Genomic DNA, 15,770 nt, shown 5'->3' on the forward strand with positions numbered 1-15,770 from the left:
CGCAAACCACCCTCCCGATCCTTCCTGTTCGCCGAACGCCCGTCCGGCCAGCGTCACCGGCACGCCTCAGCGCGCCCGCCCTTTCCATCTCCGCAGCAGCAGCGCGTTGGTCACGACGCTGACGCTGGAAAACGCCATCGCCGCGCCCGCGATCACCGGATTCAGCAAGCCGAGCGCCGCGAGCGGCACGCCGACCAGGTTGTAGACGAACGCCCAGAACAGGTTCTGCTGGATCTTCCGGTACGTGCGTTTGGAGATGTCGATCGCGTCGGCGACGAGCGCCGGATCGCCGCGCATCAGCGTGATGCCGGCCGTGTGCATCGCGACGTCCGTGCCGGTCGCCATCGCGATGCCGACATCGGCCGCGGCGAGCGCGGGTGCATCGTTGATCCCGTCACCGACCATCGCGACGATCCCGCCGTGCGTGCGCTTCAGTTCGGCGACGACGCGCGCCTTGTCGTTGGGCAGCACCTGCGCATGCACTTCGCCGATGCCGAGCGCCGCCGCGACGGCCGCCGCGCTGCCGCGGTTGTCGCCCGTCACGAGCACGCTCGCGACGCCGCGCGCCGACAGCGCCGCGATCGCGTCGCGGGCGCCCGGTTTCACGGTGTCGCCGAACGCGATCAGCGCGAGCAGCGCGCGCGGCGCATCGGCGCGCATCAGCCACGAGATCGTGTTGCCCGCGCGTTCGAGTTCGGCCGCGCGAGCGTCGAGCGCCGGCGGCACTGCCAGGCCGAGCTCGTCTCGCCAGCGCGTGCTGCCGAGCGCGAGCAACTGTCCGCCGACGCGTGCTTCCACGCCGCGTCCGGCCACCGCGCGCGCATCGGTTGCGACGGCCGACGGCGCTGCAGCATCGCGCGCGGACACGTCCGCATCGTGCGCGGCGACCACGGCGCGAGCGAGCGGATGGTCGCTCTGGCGCTGCACCGCCGCCGCGAGCGCGAGCGCTTCGTTGCGCGGCATGCCGACAGCTTCGAATGCCGTCACGGACGGCTTGCCTTCAGTCAGCGTGCCGGTCTTGTCGAACGCGATCACGGTGGCGCGCTGCGCGAGTTCGAGCGCCTGCGCGTCCTTGATCAGCACGCCGTGCCGGGCCGCGACGCCCGTGCCGGCCATGATCGCGGCGGGCGTCGCGAGGCCGAGCGCGCACGGGCACGCGATGACGAGCACCGCGACCGCGTTGAGGACCGCGGTTTCCGTCCCGGCGCCGGCGATCAGCCAGCCGACCAGCGTCAGCAGCGCAATGCCGAGGATCGCCGGTACGAACACTTCGCTGACACGATCGACGAGCCGCTGGATCGGCGCCTTCTCGGCCTGCGCGGATTCGACGAGGCGGATGATGCGCGCGAGCGTCGTTTCCGCGCCGATCGCGGTGGTTTCGACGACGAGCGCGCCTTCGCCGTTGATCGAGCCGGCCGTGACGGCGTCGCCGTCGTCCTTCGGCACCGGCAGGCTTTCGCCGGTGATCAGCGATTCGTCGATATGCGAGCGGCCCGTCACGATCCGGCCGTCGACCGGCACGCGTTCGCCGGGGCGGATGCTGACGTTCGTGCCGACGCGCACTTGCGACAGCGGCACGTCGCGCTCGACGCCGTGCTCGACGACGCGCGCCCGATCGGGACGCAGCGCGTTCAGTGCGCGGATCGCCTCCGTGGTCTGGCGCTTCGCGCGCGATTCGAGCCATTTGCCGAAGCGCACGAGCGTGACGATGACGGCCGACGCCTCGAAATACAGGTGGCCGGGATGTGCGGGATCGCGCAGCAGCATCCACAGGCTCAGCCCGTACGCGGCCGACGTGCCGAGCGCGACGAGCAGGTCCATGTTGCCGGCGCGTGCCTTCACCGCATGCCAGGCCGCGCGGTAGAAGCGCGCGCCGAAGCCGAACTGCACGATCGACGCGAGCGCGAGCTGGAGCCAGCCGGGCAGCATCAGGTCGATGCCGAACGGCGCGACGAGCATCGGCGCGACGAGCGGCGCGCTCAGCACCGCCGACCAGATCACCAGGTTGCGTTCGCGAACCGCCTCGCGGCGCTTGCGGGCGTCGGGATCCTGCGCGGGGCTGGCCGATTGCGCGTCTGCGCCGGACGTTGCACCGGCTGACGGCGCGGCGGCGAGCGATGCGCGGTAGCCGGCCGTCGTGACCGCCGCGATCAGCGTGGCGGTGTCGAGTGCGCCGGTGCCGTGTACCGACGCGCGCTCGGTTGCAAGGTTGACCGATGCGCGTGCGACGCCCGGCACGGCGGCCAGCGCCTTTTCGACGCGGCCGGCGCAGGATGCGCAGGTCATGCCGCCGATGTCGAGTTCGAGATCGGCGGCGGCGGCGGATTCTGCCGGCCGGACGGCGATGGCGGCGGCGCCGTCGACCGGCGTCGCACCATAGCCGGCCTGTTTGACGGCTTCGACGAGCCGCGCGGCGGAAACGTCGGCCGCGGCGTCGACCGTGGCGCGCTCGGTCGCCAGGTTGACCGACGCGCGTGTAACGCCGGACACCTTCGCCAGTGCCTTCTCGACGCGCGACACGCATGACGCGCAGGTCATCCCGTCGATATCGAGTTCGATCGTGGCCGCGGCTTCAGGAAGCGCCGCCGTTACCGGCGGCGTTTCGTCGCGCAGCGCATGCGCCGCAGGCGCGGTCGCGACGGCTTCGACCGCCGCTTCACGCACCGCTTCACGCACGGCCGCGCGATAGCCGGCCTCACCGACCGCGTCGACGAGCCGGCCGGGTTCGACCGATTCCTGCGCGATCACCGTCGCCGTATGCGCGTCGAGATCGACCGCCGCATCGACAACGCCCGGCACGGCGGCCAGCGCGCGCTGCACGCGGCCCGTGCAGCCGCCGCAGTGCATGCCGTCGACGCTCAGTTCGATCGTTTGCAGCGCGGCGGAGGCAAGTGGTTCAGTCATGTCGGATTCCCCAAAAGCGCGGTTCGTGCCGCGAATGATTCCAGTATCAACATTCCCATGATGGGAAGGTCAAGGGATGGCGACGCTGTCGATGCACACCGGTTGTTCCGGCCCGGAAAAAGCCGACGCCCGACTTCCAGGCGGGCAGCCGGACGGGTCATGCCTTTGCGCTCGATTGCGCGGTCACGCGCAGAGCTTGGCGCTCGCGAGACGATTCAGGCTGACGCCTTGTTCGGCGGCCTGGATCACCAGCGCGCGATGCGCCTGCGGAGGGATGCGAACTTTGAATTCACCGCTGTAGGTTCGGTCGGCGATCGGCTCGGGCACCTTCTCCCCGTTCGCGGTCATGTCGCGCACGACCTCGGCGACGAGCCGGCGAATGCCGGCCAGCGCGCCTTCCGGCGTTTCATCGAGCCATGAAAGAGACGGGAACTCCGCGCAGAGGCCGACGTGCTCCCCGTCCTCCGGGGACCACGTTACGCGGTACGTAAAGTGGTCTTGGGTCATGATTTCTGTTCCTTCAGTCGATCGATCGCGTCGAGAACCTGCCGCACCTGATACGCCTTCGCTTTCCCGCGATCATTCTGGATATTCACTCGTGGATCGCCTTGCCGCGGTGTCTTGAAAATGGCATGGCTTGTACCGGATTGGCGGGCCGCTCCGAAGTGTGCCTCGCAGACCTTGAACAGATCGTTGAATCGCACATTCGCGGGCTCACGCCTCATTTGTTCGAGGATCTTCCATTCGCTTGCCATAGCAAATGGTGTCAATAGTGACACCATTTGTCAATCCGGACCGCGGGCCGCTCTGCCTCGGGATCGTTCCAGCACGTGTCGGCGTCGCTTCGATACCTCCGTTTTTGGGCGAATCCCGCGAAATGTTTCGAATTCGTCGACAGTCCGACTACCGTTTTGTCCTCTATTCGGCATATTGGGGGATGCCCTTAGGCGCTATGATACCGGCCTGATACCAGCGCCCACCGTAGCGAGACGGTCATGCGGGCAAGCTGACGTGCCTTGCGTTCGCCGTTCGCGAGTCGAACAAGGCGTTGACTGAAAAGAACGATATTCGGCCAGTAATCGATGATTGAAAACCTACGAGAATCCGTTTCTCCGCGGCGCGTGTGCGCGTCGCTGGTCATGGCGGCGTTGCTTGCGGGATGCGCGTCGCAACCCGATGCGATCCAGCGGAAAACCGGCTGGATGCGTGCGGAAGTCGCCGACTCCTATGTCTATGCGTATCCGCTCGTGCTGATGGACGTCGCGAAGGAAGCGGCGACGGGCGGCGACGGCGCGCAGCCGGGGCAGGCGCCGCTCAACACGCTGCGCCACGCGCAGGCGTTGCCGCCGGTCGGCGCGGTCAATCCGCCGCTGCCGGGCGTCGACACGCTCGACTCGACCGGCTGGCTCGACGTCGCCGCCGAACCCGTGATCGTCACGCTGCCCGACACGCGCGGCCGCTACTGGGACGCGCGCGCGCTCGACATGTGGACGAACGTGCTGTGGTCGTCGTCGAGCGTGCCGGTACGCGGGGCCCGCGGCGGCGCACGATCGCAAACGATTGCCTTTGCCGCGAAGGACTGGCAGGGCACGCTGCCGAAGGGCGTGCGGCGCGTCGACGTGCCGTCGGGCAATGCGTGGCTCGAAGTGCGGCTGCAGACGAGCGGCGGGCGCGATCTCACGAACGTGAAGAAGCTGCAGCGCGCGATCCGCGTGGTGCCGCTGTCCGTTTACACAGGCGCCGCGCGCGGCGCGTCGGTCGCGGTCCATGCGGGCAGCGCGCCGTCCGAAGCGGTGGGCGGCGGCACGCCGGCCGAGCAGGTGGCCGCGCTCGACCCGAAGGCGTTCTTCGCGCGCTTCGCGCAGGCGCTGCAGGACAACCCGCCGCCGGCCGACGACGCGCACGCGCAGGAATTGCTCGGCGACATCGGCGTGTCGGCCGGCTACCCGGTGCTGTGGACGGGCGACCGCCTCGCGGCCGCGACGGCGGGTGTCGCCGAGGCGCGCGCGCGGCTCGCGACGCCGCCGTCGAACCTGCTGAACGCGAACGGCTGGAGCTGGATCGGCGACACGGCCGGCAAGTACGGCCAGGATTACGCGCTGCGCGCATACGCGGCCTACACGCAGTTCGGCACCGCGACGCGCGACGACGAAACGCTCGCGATCGTCCGCGTGGACAGCGACGGCCATGCGCTGAACGGCGCGAACCGCTACGTGCTGCATTTCGCGCCGGGCGCGCTGCCGCCGGCGCGCGCGTTCTGGACGCTCACGCCCTACACGACGAACGGCGCGCTGCCCGACCTCGGCGCGGCGCGCCGCTCGCTCGGCGATCGCGACCGGCTGCGCCGCAACCATGACGGCTCGATCGACATCGTCGTGTCGGCGTCGCCGGGCGGCGCGTATGCGGGCAACTGGCTGCCGGCGCCGCGCACCGATTTCGCGCTCGCGTTGCGCCTGTACGCGCCGAAGCCGCAGGCAAGCGACGGCTCGTGGATGCCGCCCGTCGTCGTCCGGAAATGAACGGTTGAGCGGCGCCGTTGTCCGCCCCGCGGGCGCGGCGGCGGCGCCCGACCTCCGTACCGTCCCCTTCTGAGCCTATACTTTCGGGATAGCGTGCGCGGCCGCCCAGTTCTCCGGCGCGGCCCCGCATCCATTCCCGAGATATTCAAGCATGGCAAGCGCAGACAAGAAAACCGTATCCTCGACCCTCCATGCCCTCGGCGGCGTTGCACGCTCGCGCCGGACCCGGCGTATCGGCATCGGCGCACTGATCTTCCTCGTTTTATTCGGACTGCTCGGGTTCTTCGCGGCGCCGCCGCTGATCCGCCATGTCGCCGAACAGCAGCTGAGCAAGCAGCTCGACCGGCCTGCCACGATCCAGCGCATCGCGCTGAACCCGTACACGCTGAATCTCGAAGCCGATGGCATCCGCCTGGGCGAGCGCGGCGGCCAGGGCGACTTCATCGACATCGGCAAGCTCGTCGTGAGGCCGTCGTGGGCGTCGCTGTTCCGCGGCGCACCGATCGTCAACGAAATCCGCGTCGATTCACCGCGCTTTCACATCGTCCGCTACGACGCGCAGCGCTTCAACTTCACCGACCTGATCGAGAAATTCTCGACGCCGTCCAAACCCGAAAGCAAGCCGACGCAGTTCTCGGTGTCGAACATCCAGGTGAACGACGGCCGGATCGACTTCGACGATCGCCTGCTGAACGAAAAGCACGTCGTCGACAACTGGACGCTCGGCATTCCGTATATCGCGACGCTGGCGTCGAAGACCGACATCTTCGTCGAGCCGAAGCTGCGCATGCGTTTCGACGGCAGCCCGATCGCGATCGACGGCAGGACCAAGCCGTTCGCGCAGTCGCGCGAGTCGGAGATCGCGCTGAAGTTCGACCGTCTCGACGTGCCGAAGCTGATCTCGTACGTGCCGGCGAAGCTGCCGGTGGCCGTGACGAGCGGCTTGCTGAGCAGCAACCTCACGGTCAATTTCGTGATGAGCGGCGAGAAGCCCGCGCTGCGTGTATCGGGCACCGTCGACCTGAACGACGCGAAGGTGACGGATCACGCGTCGGCGCCGCTGTTCGCCGCGCGCGGCGTGCACGTCGCGGCGGCCAGCCTCGAGCCGCTGCGCAATGCGATGCACTTCGACGAGATCCGGATCGACCAGCCGGTGGTCGACCTGTCGCGCGACAGGCAGGGCGTGCTGAACGTCGAGAAGCTCGCAGCGCAACCGGGCGCCGCACCGAAGGCCGAAGCCGGCAAGCCGGCGGCGTCGGGGGCTGCAGCCGCTTCCGGAATCGCAGCCGCGGCAGCCAGCAGTGCGAAGGCCGAAACCGCTGCCGCAGCAGCCAGCGGCGCGAAGGCCGAAACCGCCGCCGCCGCGAAGGAGGCGCCGCCGCTCGACCTGACGATCCGTCATTTCGCGATCGACGGCGGCACGGTCAACGTCGACGACCGCGTGCCGGCGACGCCGACCGCGCTGTCGCTGACGAAGCTCGCCGCGACGCTCGACGGCTTCTCGCTGCTGGGCAAGACGCCCGCGAGGTACACGCTGTCGACGTCGCTGTCGCGCGGCGGCGACGTGACGGCCGAAGGCGCATTCAATCTCGCGGCGAAGCAGGCCGGCACGAAGCTGACGGTCGCCGCGCTCGCGCTGCCGGCGCTGCAGCCGTACCTCGGCGAGGCGACGCGCGCGCGCGTGCTCGACGGCACGCTCGGCGCGACCGTCAACGCACAGGCCGACTGGGGCAAGACGCCGCTCGCCGCGCAGGTCGCCGACAGCACGGTCAGCCTGAAATCGCTGAAGATCGCGACGCCCGACACGAAGGCGCCCGCGATCGTGCTGCCCGATGCGAGCGCGAAGATCACGAAGGTCGACGTCGCCGCGCGCACCGCGGAGATCGCGAGCGTCGACGCGAGCGGGCTCGCGCTCGACGTGAAGCGCCTGAAGGACGGCAAGATCGACCTCGCGGCGCTGGCCGAACCCGCGCAGGCGTCGGTGCCGCAGCGCACGGTCGCGCGCAAGGCCGAGGCCGCCGCGCCGTCGTGGCATTACCGGATCGACGCGCTGAACGTGAAGGATTCGTCCGCGAACTTCACCGACCTGTCGACGCCGCGTCCGGTGAAGCTGGCGATCAAGCCGCTGGAACTGTCGGTGCAAAAACTCAGCGACGACATGACCAAGCCGCTGCCGGTGCAACTGAAGGCGACGCTGAACCGCAAGGGCTCGCTGAACGTCGCGGGCGACGTGACCGCGCAGCCGCTGAAGCTCGGCCTGAAGATCGACGGCAACCGCCTCGACGCGGCTGCGTTCGAGCCGTATTTCGGCAGCGTGCTGAACGCGACGATTGCGAGCGCGCTGCTCAACGCGCAGGGCAACCTGACGTTCGCGCAGGTGAAGGACACGCCGCGCGCCACCTATCGCGGCGACGTCGCGCTCGTCGACGTGCGGATGCTCGACAAGGCGACGTCCGACCCGTTCGCGGGCTGGCGCTCGCTCGCGCTGTCGAACCTGAAGGCGAACTACGACGAGAAGGGCACCGACGTCGACGCCGCGCGCGTGACGTTCTCGAACTTCTACGGCCGCGTGCTGCTCGACGCGCAGGGGCGCCTGAACCTGAAGGACGTCGTCGCGAAGGAGTCGGGCCCCGCGCAGTCGCTCACGCGCGACGCAAGCAAGGGCGAGCCGGTGCCGCTGTCGCCGCAGGCCGCGTCGGCGCCGGCCGTGGCCCAGGCTGCATCGGCCGCGTCCGCGCCGGCTGTCGTGAAGGCCGCGCAGCCGCCGCAGCACCCGGTGCGGATGCACTTCGGTCAGCTCGTGCTGCAGGACGGCCGCGTCACGTACACCGACAACTTCATCAAGCCGAACTACACGGCGAACCTGATCGCGATCAAGGGCACGGTCGGCGCGTTCGGCACGGATTCGACGACGTCCGCGCCGGTCGATGTCGCCGCGAACCTCGCGGGCAACGGACCGATCGCGATCAAGGGCTCGGTCAACCCGCTGATCGAGAAACCCGCGCTCGACCTCACGGCGACCGCGCACGACATCGAGCTGACCAACCTGACGCCGTATTCGGCGAAGTACGCCGGCTATCCGATCACGAAGGGCAAGCTCAACGTCGACCTGCACTACCAGCTCGCGAACGACCAGTTGACGGCGAACAACCACATCTTCATCGACCAGCTCACGTTCGGCGACCACGTCGAAAACGACACGGCGACGAAGCTGCCGGTGAAGCTCGCGATCTCGCTGCTGAAGAACACGCGCGGCCAGATCGACGTGAACCTGCCGGTGTCGGGTTCGCTGTCGAATCCGGAGTTCAGCATCGGCGGGCTGATCTGGCACGCGGTGCTGAACCTGATCGCGAAGGCCGTCACGTCGCCGTTCACGCTGCTCGCGAATGCGTTCGGCGGCGGCGGCGAGGATCTCGGCTACGTCGAGTTCGCGCCGGGTACGTACGCGCTGACCGATGCGCAGCAGCAGAAGCTCGACACCGTCGTGAAGATGCTGACCGAGAAGCCGTCGATCCGCCTCGACCTGATCGGCCGCGTCGATCCGGCGAAGGACACGCCGGGGCTGCGCGACGCGTACGTCGACCGGCTGGTGCGCCAGCAGAAGCTGAGGGACGTGGTCGGCCAGGGCGAGAGCATCGATCCGATGTCGGTGAAGGTCGAGCAGGCCGAATATTCCAAGTACCTGACGCGCGCGTACAAGGCCGCCGACTTCAAGAAGCCGCGCAACCTGGTCGGCTTGCAGAAGACGCTGCCCGATGCGGACATGAAGCAGGCGCTGGCCGATCACGCACCGGCCGACGACAACGCGCTGCGTGCGCTCGCGCAGCAGCGCGCGCAGGCCGTGCGCCAGTACCTCGAAGGAAAGATCGATTCGAGCCGCGTGTTCGTCGTCGCGCCGAAGCTCGACGCGAAGGGCATCGAGGACAAGGGCGCGACGACCCGCGTCGACTTCGGGCTCCAGTAAGCCGTTGCTTCATCCGCTGCCGCCGCGTCCGCACAAGCCGGGCGCGGCGGCTTTTTTTCAGCGCGCGACGATTGCCGGTTCGCGCTTGTCCAGTTCCTTCCTCGCGGCCAGCGGCAGACGCGCGTCGTCCCACTGCGTCAGCCATTCGACTTCCTTCGCGGTGAATACCTGTCCGTAGTTGCGCAGCGCGTACTGCAGCGCGTCGACGACGTGATGGCGAATGATTTCGGGGGTGCGTGCATCGTCCAGCACGAACCGGAGAGCTTCCAGGGTCGACATAGTCGTGCTCCGGGTCAGGGAAAACCCTTTATCACACGCCAATAGTCGCGGGCCAAGCCGAAAAAAAATCCGGCAGCGCACGCCGACGCACGGAGCGGACCGCATTGCGACCGCGTCATGTCGCTTGCGTTTGGTTACGTTTGACAGAGAACAGAAAGCCCCGCTTCATCCGACCGCCGCACGATCCGGCGATATTTTGCGCGCCTGATGGCAAGTCACGCAGTTCAACATCAATCGATGAGGTGGGGTGATGATTTCGTTCTTCGGTAAGCAGCGGAAGATGGCCGCGATGGTGGCGGGCGCGCTGGCGCTCGCAAGCATGGGCGCGTACGCGGCGCAGCAGGACGGCAACAGTCAGGGCGAGAACGGCGGCCATGCGCGCCGCGTTGTGAAGCACGTGCTGCTGATCAGCGTCGACGGCCTGCACGAGCAGGATCTCGCGCGCTGCATCGGTGCGAACACGTGTCCGAACATCGCGGTGCTTGCCAAGAGCGGCGTGACGTACACGAATGCGTACACGCCCGGCCTGTCTGATTCGTTCCCGGGCCTCGCGGCGCTCGTGACGGGCGGTTCGCCGAAGACGGCCGGCCTGTTCTACGACGTGTCGTACGACCGCAACCTGTATGCGCCGAGCGACACGACGTGCTCGGGCAAGCAGGGCTGGAACGTCGTGTTCGACGAAACGACCGGCATCGACGCGATCAACGGCGGCAAGCTCGTGCACCTCGACGGCGGCGGCGCGTTCAACCCGCAAGCGATCCCGCATGCGCGCGTGGGTGGCCAGTGCGTGCCGGTCTATCCGCACAACTACCTGAAGACCAACACGGTGTTCGAGGCCGTGAAGGCCGGCGTGCCGAATGCGCATACCGCGTGGGCCGACAAGCATGCGTGGGGCTACGACTGGCTGAATGGTCCGTCGGGCGCGGGCGTCGACGATCTGATGCGCACCGAGATCAACTCGATCGACCCGGTGACGAACACCGAGTACACCGACGTCTACTCGCACACCGCGCGCTTCGACAACCTGCACGTGCAGGCGCTGATCAACCAGATCGAAGGCCGCGATTCGACGGGCACGAAGAGCGCGCCGGTGCCGACGCTGTTCGGCGCCGACTTCCAGACGCTCAGCGTCGCGCAGAAGTCGCCGGTCGCGAAGGGCGGCGGGTATCTCGACGCGGACTTCACGCCGAACGGTCAGGTCGCGAATGCGATCACGTATGTCGACAACTCGATCGGCCATGTCGTCGCGGCGCTGAAGCAGGCCAACCTGTACACGTCGACGGCCGTGATCGTGACGGCGAAGCATGGCCAGTCGCCGGCCGACCACACGAAGCTCGTGAAGAACGGCGATACGCTGACGAAGCTGCTCGAAGCGAACAGCTACCTCGACCCGAACGGCAACTTCGGCCAGAACAACACGTCGACGGGCAACCTGAACGACGGGTCGGGCCTGGTCGGCACGGGCTTCGTGCAGACCGACGACGTCGGCCTGATCTGGCTGCGCGACCGCAGCCAGCGCACGGCCGTCGTGCAGACGCTGAAGGCGAATCTGGGCTGCAACGCGCCGGGGATCTGCGCGGACGGTTCGCAGGCGTACATCCTGTACGGCGCGGCGCTCGCCGACCGCTTCGGCGATCCGGCCAACGGCCGTACGCCGGACATCATCGTCCAGCCGAATCCGGGCGTGATCTACACGTCGAGCACGAAGAAGGACGAGGAGCACGGCGGCAACGCACCGGACGACAGCCATCTCGGCCTGCTCGTGTCGTATCCGGGCATCCATCGCGCGCGCACCGTGAACGATCTCGTCGGCACGAAGCAGGTCGCGCCGACGATCCTCGAGCTGCTCGGCGCCGATCCGCGCCTGCTGCATGCGGTCGTGGCCGAGAACACGCGCGTGCTGCCGGGGCTCGGTATCGGACGTTGAGCGGGGCGGGCGGCGCGGCGCCGCGCTACCGGCGCCGCCATGCCGCCCGGGCTTGCCCGGCTCCGTATCATTCGAGCCTGTCCGGCATAGCCGGACAGGCTCATCCGTTCGCGCATTCGTCGAGCATCCATTCCCTGAAGCGCCGCAACGCAGCGCTCGTCTCCAGGCGCTCCGGCGCGTAGCACAGGTAGTGCCCTTGCGCGTCGACGTCGACGGGAGCGTCGAACGGTTCGACGAGCGCGCCGGTCGCGAGATTGTCGACGATCAGGAAGCGCGGCACGAGCGCGAGCCCGAGCCCGGCCTGCGCGGCCTGGATCAGCACCGAATACTGTTCGAAGCGCGGCCCCGACAGCGCGTTCATGTGTGCCGCGCGATGGCGCTCCGCCCACATGGACCATGCGATCTCCGCCTGCTCGTGTACGAGCCGCGGCGCGGATACCGCGTCGGCCGGCGTGCGCAGCGCATGCCGCGCCGCGAATTCACGGGAACAGACCGGCACGAACGTACGGCCGTCGAGGTAATCGCAGCGGACGCCTTCCCATGCGCCGTCGCCATAGCGGATCGCCGCGTCGAGTCCGAACGGAAACACGTCGCCGTGAGCCAGATGGCGGCGAAAACTCAGCGTGACGCCCGGCGCGCAGGCCAGAAAGCGCGCGAGCCGCGGCACCAGCCACTTCGTCGTGAAGGTCGGCACGCTCGCGATCGTCAGCAGATCGCTGTTCTCGCGCGCGCTCAGCAATTCGATCGACGCGTTGCCGATCTCGCGCAGCGGGCCGATCACGCGCGCGTGATAGACCTGTCCGGCCCGCGTGAGCGCGAGATTGCGCCCCTCGCGCACGAACAATTTGACGCCGAACAGCGTTTCGAGATTCGCGATCTGCCGGCTGACCGCGCTCGGCGTCAGGCCGAGCTCGCGGGCCGCATACGAGAAGTTCAGGTACTTCACGGAACTCGCGAACGCGTGCAGCTCCGCGATATTGGGAAACAGGTGCTTCACGGCGAACTATTCCTTGCGCGCACAGATCGATGCGGGCGTTGTACGTTTTTTTCATGACGATGCCATGTCGGATCCGCACACTGCGTCCGTCACGACAATGCATGTCGGTCCTGTCCGGCGGGCGTTGCATGACCCATTCCGTGTCCGTCAGCGAGTTTCGCCATGCATCCGCCATCCGCTCCGGCCCTTGCCGAAGCTATTCCGATTCGTCGTAACAAACGGCCGCGCGCGTTGGCGGGACGCCTGCTGCTGCAGGCATTCGTCGCGGCCTTCGCGCTGTACCTCGCGTTGCCGATCGCGCTGCTGCTGATCGGCTCGGTCGGCCAGTCGTGGACGAACACGCTGCTGCCGTCCGGCATCACGTCGCACTGGTTCGCCGATCTGGCCTCGAATCGCAGCTTTACGCGCGCATTCGGCGTGAGCCTCGTCGTTGCGCTCGCCTGCTGTGCGATCAATGCCGTGCTGGCGCTGCCGCTCGCGTATGCGCTGCATCACCGCGCACTGGCCGGCCGCGGCTTCGCGGCGCGCGTCGTGATGCTGATGCCGATCGCGGTGCCGGCGCTGACGCTCGGGTTCGGCTACATCGCGATCTTCAGCGGCGATGCGCTGCCGTGGCTCGGCACGCTGCCGCTGATGATCGCCGCGCACGCGGTGCTGACGCTGCCGTATCTGCTGCAGACACTGCTGAGCGACCTGCGCCACTTGGGCCTTGCTCATCTCGAGGCGTGTGCGGCAACGCTCGGCGCGACGCCGCTGCGGCAGTTCTTCACGATCGTGGTGCCGAACCTGCGGCATAGCCTGTTTTCCGGCCTCGTGATGGTCGCCGCGCTGTCGATCGGCGAATTCCAGATCTCGAACCTGATCGCGGGCTTCCGCTATCGCAACTATCCGATCGTGCTGCTGCAGGCGTTCTACGGCGCGTCGGGGATGGCCTGTGCGGCGACCGTCGTGCTGCTCGTCCTCGCCGTGCTCGCGACGCTCGCATCCGTCTTCACCGTGCAACGCCTGAAGTGAAACCGTCATGAGTCTCGATTTCGAAAACGTCAGCTTTCAGTATCCGGGCGCCCGTCACGGCGTCGACGCGGTCACGCTGTCCGCGGCCCAGGGCGAACTGCTCGCCGTGATGGGCCGCAGCGGCTCCGGCAAATCGACGCTGCTGCGCCTCGCCGCCGGGTTGCTGGACGGTTACCGCGGCCGTATCGCGATCGTCGGCCGCGACATGGCCGGCGTGCCGGTGTGGCAGCGCGAGATCGGGATGGTGTTCCAGCACTACGCGCTGTTTCCGAACCTGTCGGTCGTCGACAACGTCGGCTATGGCCTGAAGATGCGCGGCATGACGGCGGCACCGCGCCGCCGCCGCGCGCTCGAGATGCTCGAACGCGTCGGCCTCGCGGCGCAGGCCGACCGCAGTACGGCGCTGTTGTCCGGTGGCCAGCAGCAGCGCGTCGCGCTGGCCCGCGCGCTCGTGATCGAACCGAAGCTGCTGCTGCTCGACGAGCCGCTCGCGGCGCTCGATGCCGGCATTCGCCACCAGCTGCGCGACGAGATCCGCGCGCTGCAGCGCGCGTGCGGCGCGACGACGCTGCTCGTCACGCACGACCAGGACGAGGCGCTCAGCATGGCCGATCGCGTGGCGATCGTCGACGGCGGACGCGTGCTGCAGGCCGGCACCCCGCGCGACCTGTACGAGCGTCCGGCGACCGCGCAGGTCGCCCGCTTCGTCGGCCATTCGACGCTGCTGCGCGGCCGCGTGCTCGCGCACGGCGCGGTCGACGTGCGGTTCACCACGCTGTGCGCGGATACGGGCGCGCACCGGCCGGGCGACACGGTCGACGTGCTGGTCCGGCCGGAACACCTGCAGCCCGATCCGCCCGAACACGTCGCGAACCGCATCGACGGCCGGGTCGGCGAGGTGCGCTATTTCGGCGCGACGCAGCGCTTCGACTTCGTGCCGGCCGGTGCGACCGACGCGCTGCTCGGCGAAGGGCGCGCGCTGCCCGCGCGCTGCGTGTCGATCGAGCCGCGCCATCTGCTCGTGCTGCCCGCCGCGTAAGCGCGGGCGACCCTATTCATTCAACGGAGAATCACGATGTCTGCACGCCGCCACTTCCTTCTTGCGACGCGCCGCCGCCTGCTGGCGCTCTGCGCGTTCGCGACCCTCGCGCCGGCGCTGGCCCATGCCGCGCCGTTGTATCCCGGCGAGGACGCGCTGTACGAGAAAGCCGCCGACGAAGGGCTCGTCGTGTCGTTCGACACGGGCCCGGAATGGGCGAACTGGAAATCGCTGTTCGCCGAATTCCGCAAGCGCTACCCGAAGGTCGAGATCACGTACAACGACATCGGCTCGGCGGCAACGGTCGTCGCGCTCGACAAGTCGCGACGTCGCCCGCAGGCCGACACCGCGTACTACTTCGCGGCGTCGGCGCTCGATGCGACGGCCAAGGACGTCGTCGCGCCGTTCAAGCCAGTCAATTTCGACAAGCTGCCGCCGGTGTTCCGCGCGGCCGACGGCCGCTGGTTCGCCGTGCACTCGCTGAACATCGCGTTGCTCGTCAACCGGAAGCTCGTGAAGAACGTGCCGCAGCGCTGGTCCGACCTGCTGAAGCCCGAATATCGCAATGCGGTCGTCTATCTCGACCCGCGCTCGACCGGGCAGGGGCAGGTCGCCGTGTTCGCCGCCGCCTATGCGAACGGCGGCAGCGTCGACAACCCGAAGCCGGGCGCGGAGTTCTTCGGCAAGCTGAAGCAGGCGGGCAACGTGCTGCGCGTCGAGGGGACGACGCCGTACGCGAAGTTCGTCAAGGGCGAGATTCCGATCCTGATCGGCTACGAGAACGATGGGCTCAAGGCCAAGTACACGGACGGCATGGGCGACGCGGCCGACGTCGTGATTCCGCAGGACGGCAGCGTATCGGCGCCGTACGCGATGAGTCTCGTGAAGAACGGCCCGAACCCGGCCGCCGCGCAGTTGTGGCTCAACCTCGTGATGAGCGATGTCGGCCAGGCGCTGTTCGCGCAGGGCTACGTGCGCCCGGCCGTACCCGGCACGCCGGTCGCGCAGGAGGTTGCCGCGAAGCTGCCGAATGCGCCGCAGGTGCGTCCGCTCGACGTCGCGAAGGCCGCGACGCGCAAGGCCGAGGTCGACCAGCTCTGGTCGCAGGCCACGCTCGGCAAGTAAGG

11 protein-coding genes are annotated in these 15,770 nt (G+C 68.4%); 6 read left to right on the plus strand and 5 right to left on the minus strand.

The window, feature by feature from the left end; all coding sequences use genetic code 11:
• Positions 1 to 66 precede the first annotated feature (66 nt).
• The 3 genes from ACNQQL_RS05530 to ACNQQL_RS05540 all read right to left on the minus strand — a co-directional run bounded on the left by ACNQQL_RS05530 (position 67) and on the right by ACNQQL_RS05540 (position 3,686).
• Positions 67 to 2,904 carry a heavy metal translocating P-type ATPase gene (locus ACNQQL_RS05530; RefSeq protein ID WP_347063482.1) on the minus strand — a complete coding sequence of 946 codons (2,838 nt, stop codon included), beginning with the start codon at positions 2,902 to 2,904 and terminating at the stop codon, positions 67 to 69.
• Positions 2,905 to 3,087: 183 nt separating this feature from the next.
• The gene (locus ACNQQL_RS05535) at positions 3,088 to 3,411 is read right to left on the minus strand and encodes a type II toxin-antitoxin system HicB family antitoxin (protein ID WP_072440106.1); all 324 of its coding nucleotides are present in this window, start codon (positions 3,409 to 3,411) and stop codon (positions 3,088 to 3,090) included.
• Entirely contained in the window at positions 3,408 to 3,686 is a 279-nt protein-coding gene (locus ACNQQL_RS05540; RefSeq protein WP_347063483.1) for a toxin HicA, read from the minus strand. The genes ACNQQL_RS05535 and ACNQQL_RS05540 overlap by 4 nt, the downstream gene beginning before the upstream one ends.
• A 300-nt stretch (positions 3,687 to 3,986) precedes the next feature.
• Between ACNQQL_RS05540 and ACNQQL_RS05545 the strand changes: the two genes are divergently transcribed.
• Positions 3,987 to 5,423 (plus strand): DUF1254 domain-containing protein, encoded by a 1,437-nt coding sequence (locus ACNQQL_RS05545; protein ID WP_347063484.1) that lies wholly within the window; start codon positions 3,987 to 3,989, stop codon positions 5,421 to 5,423.
• A gap of 151 nt (positions 5,424 to 5,574) precedes the next feature.
• Positions 5,575 to 9,387 (plus strand): DUF748 domain-containing protein, encoded by a 3,813-nt coding sequence (locus ACNQQL_RS05550; protein ID WP_347063485.1) that lies wholly within the window; start codon positions 5,575 to 5,577, stop codon positions 9,385 to 9,387.
• 57 nt (positions 9,388 to 9,444) lie between these two features.
• Here the strand turns inward: ACNQQL_RS05550 and ACNQQL_RS05555 are convergent, their stop codons facing one another.
• The gene (locus ACNQQL_RS05555; RefSeq protein ID WP_034181647.1) at positions 9,445 to 9,666 is read right to left on the minus strand and encodes a hypothetical protein; all 222 of its coding nucleotides are present in this window, start codon (positions 9,664 to 9,666) and stop codon (positions 9,445 to 9,447) included.
• A 250-nt stretch (positions 9,667 to 9,916) separates the two neighbouring features.
• On the opposite strand from ACNQQL_RS05555, the gene ACNQQL_RS05560 reads away from it, so the two are divergent.
• Positions 9,917 to 11,593, plus strand: coding sequence for an alkaline phosphatase family protein (locus tag ACNQQL_RS05560; RefSeq protein ID WP_347063486.1), 1,677 nt, complete (start codon positions 9,917 to 9,919; stop codon positions 11,591 to 11,593).
• A gap of 100 nt (positions 11,594 to 11,693) precedes the next feature.
• Here ACNQQL_RS05560 and ACNQQL_RS05565 read toward each other — a convergent pair whose 3' ends face one another.
• A complete protein-coding gene (locus ACNQQL_RS05565) occupies positions 11,694 to 12,590 on the minus strand; it encodes a LysR family transcriptional regulator (RefSeq protein ID WP_204422068.1) in 897 nt (298 codons plus the stop codon).
• Between the two features lie 162 nt (positions 12,591 to 12,752).
• Here ACNQQL_RS05565 and ACNQQL_RS05570 point away from each other — a divergent pair, with 162 nt between their 5' ends.
• The 3 genes from ACNQQL_RS05570 to ACNQQL_RS05580 are packed head-to-tail and all read left to right on the plus strand — an operon-like array spanning position 12,753 to position 15,768.
• The gene (locus ACNQQL_RS05570) at positions 12,753 to 13,604 is read left to right on the plus strand and encodes an ABC transporter permease (protein WP_175960002.1); all 852 of its coding nucleotides are present in this window, start codon (positions 12,753 to 12,755) and stop codon (positions 13,602 to 13,604) included.
• Between the two features lie 7 nt (positions 13,605 to 13,611).
• Positions 13,612 to 14,643, plus strand: coding sequence for an ABC transporter ATP-binding protein (locus tag ACNQQL_RS05575; protein WP_347063487.1), 1,032 nt, complete (start codon positions 13,612 to 13,614; stop codon positions 14,641 to 14,643).
• 36 nt (positions 14,644 to 14,679) lie between these two features.
• A complete protein-coding gene (locus tag ACNQQL_RS05580) occupies positions 14,680 to 15,768 on the plus strand; it encodes an extracellular solute-binding protein (protein WP_204422065.1) in 1,089 nt (362 codons plus the stop codon).
• The last annotated feature ends 2 nt before the right edge of the window (positions 15,769 to 15,770 follow it).

It is taken from the genome of Burkholderia sp. LFS061 (assembly GCF_047978125.1).
Taxonomy (GTDB): Bacteria; Pseudomonadota; Gammaproteobacteria; order Burkholderiales; family Burkholderiaceae; genus Burkholderia; species Burkholderia pyrrocinia_C.

What these genes read in the sequence shown, in the direction of transcription:
- ACNQQL_RS05540 (WP_347063483.1), bottom strand. Translation starts at nt 3,686, where the DNA reads ATGGTGTCACTATTGACACCATTTGCTATGGCAAGCGAATGGAAGATC.
- ACNQQL_RS05575 (WP_347063487.1), top strand. Translation starts at nt 13,612, where the DNA reads ATGAGTCTCGATTTCGAAAACGTCAGCTTTCAGTATCCGGGCGCCCGT.
- ACNQQL_RS05570 (WP_175960002.1), top strand. Translation starts at nt 12,753, where the DNA reads ATGCATCCGCCATCCGCTCCGGCCCTTGCCGAAGCTATTCCGATTCGT.
- ACNQQL_RS05550 (WP_347063485.1), top strand. Translation starts at nt 5,575, where the DNA reads ATGGCAAGCGCAGACAAGAAAACCGTATCCTCGACCCTCCATGCCCTC.
- ACNQQL_RS05560 (WP_347063486.1), top strand. Translation starts at nt 9,917, where the DNA reads ATGATTTCGTTCTTCGGTAAGCAGCGGAAGATGGCCGCGATGGTGGCG.
- ACNQQL_RS05555 (WP_034181647.1), bottom strand. Translation starts at nt 9,666, where the DNA reads ATGTCGACCCTGGAAGCTCTCCGGTTCGTGCTGGACGATGCACGCACC.
- ACNQQL_RS05545 (WP_347063484.1), top strand. Translation starts at nt 3,987, where the DNA reads ATGATTGAAAACCTACGAGAATCCGTTTCTCCGCGGCGCGTGTGCGCG.
- ACNQQL_RS05535 (WP_072440106.1), bottom strand. Translation starts at nt 3,411, where the DNA reads ATGACCCAAGACCACTTTACGTACCGCGTAACGTGGTCCCCGGAGGAC.
- ACNQQL_RS05530 (WP_347063482.1), bottom strand. Translation starts at nt 2,904, where the DNA reads ATGACTGAACCACTTGCCTCCGCCGCGCTGCAAACGATCGAACTGAGC.
- ACNQQL_RS05580 (WP_204422065.1), top strand. Translation starts at nt 14,680, where the DNA reads ATGTCTGCACGCCGCCACTTCCTTCTTGCGACGCGCCGCCGCCTGCTG.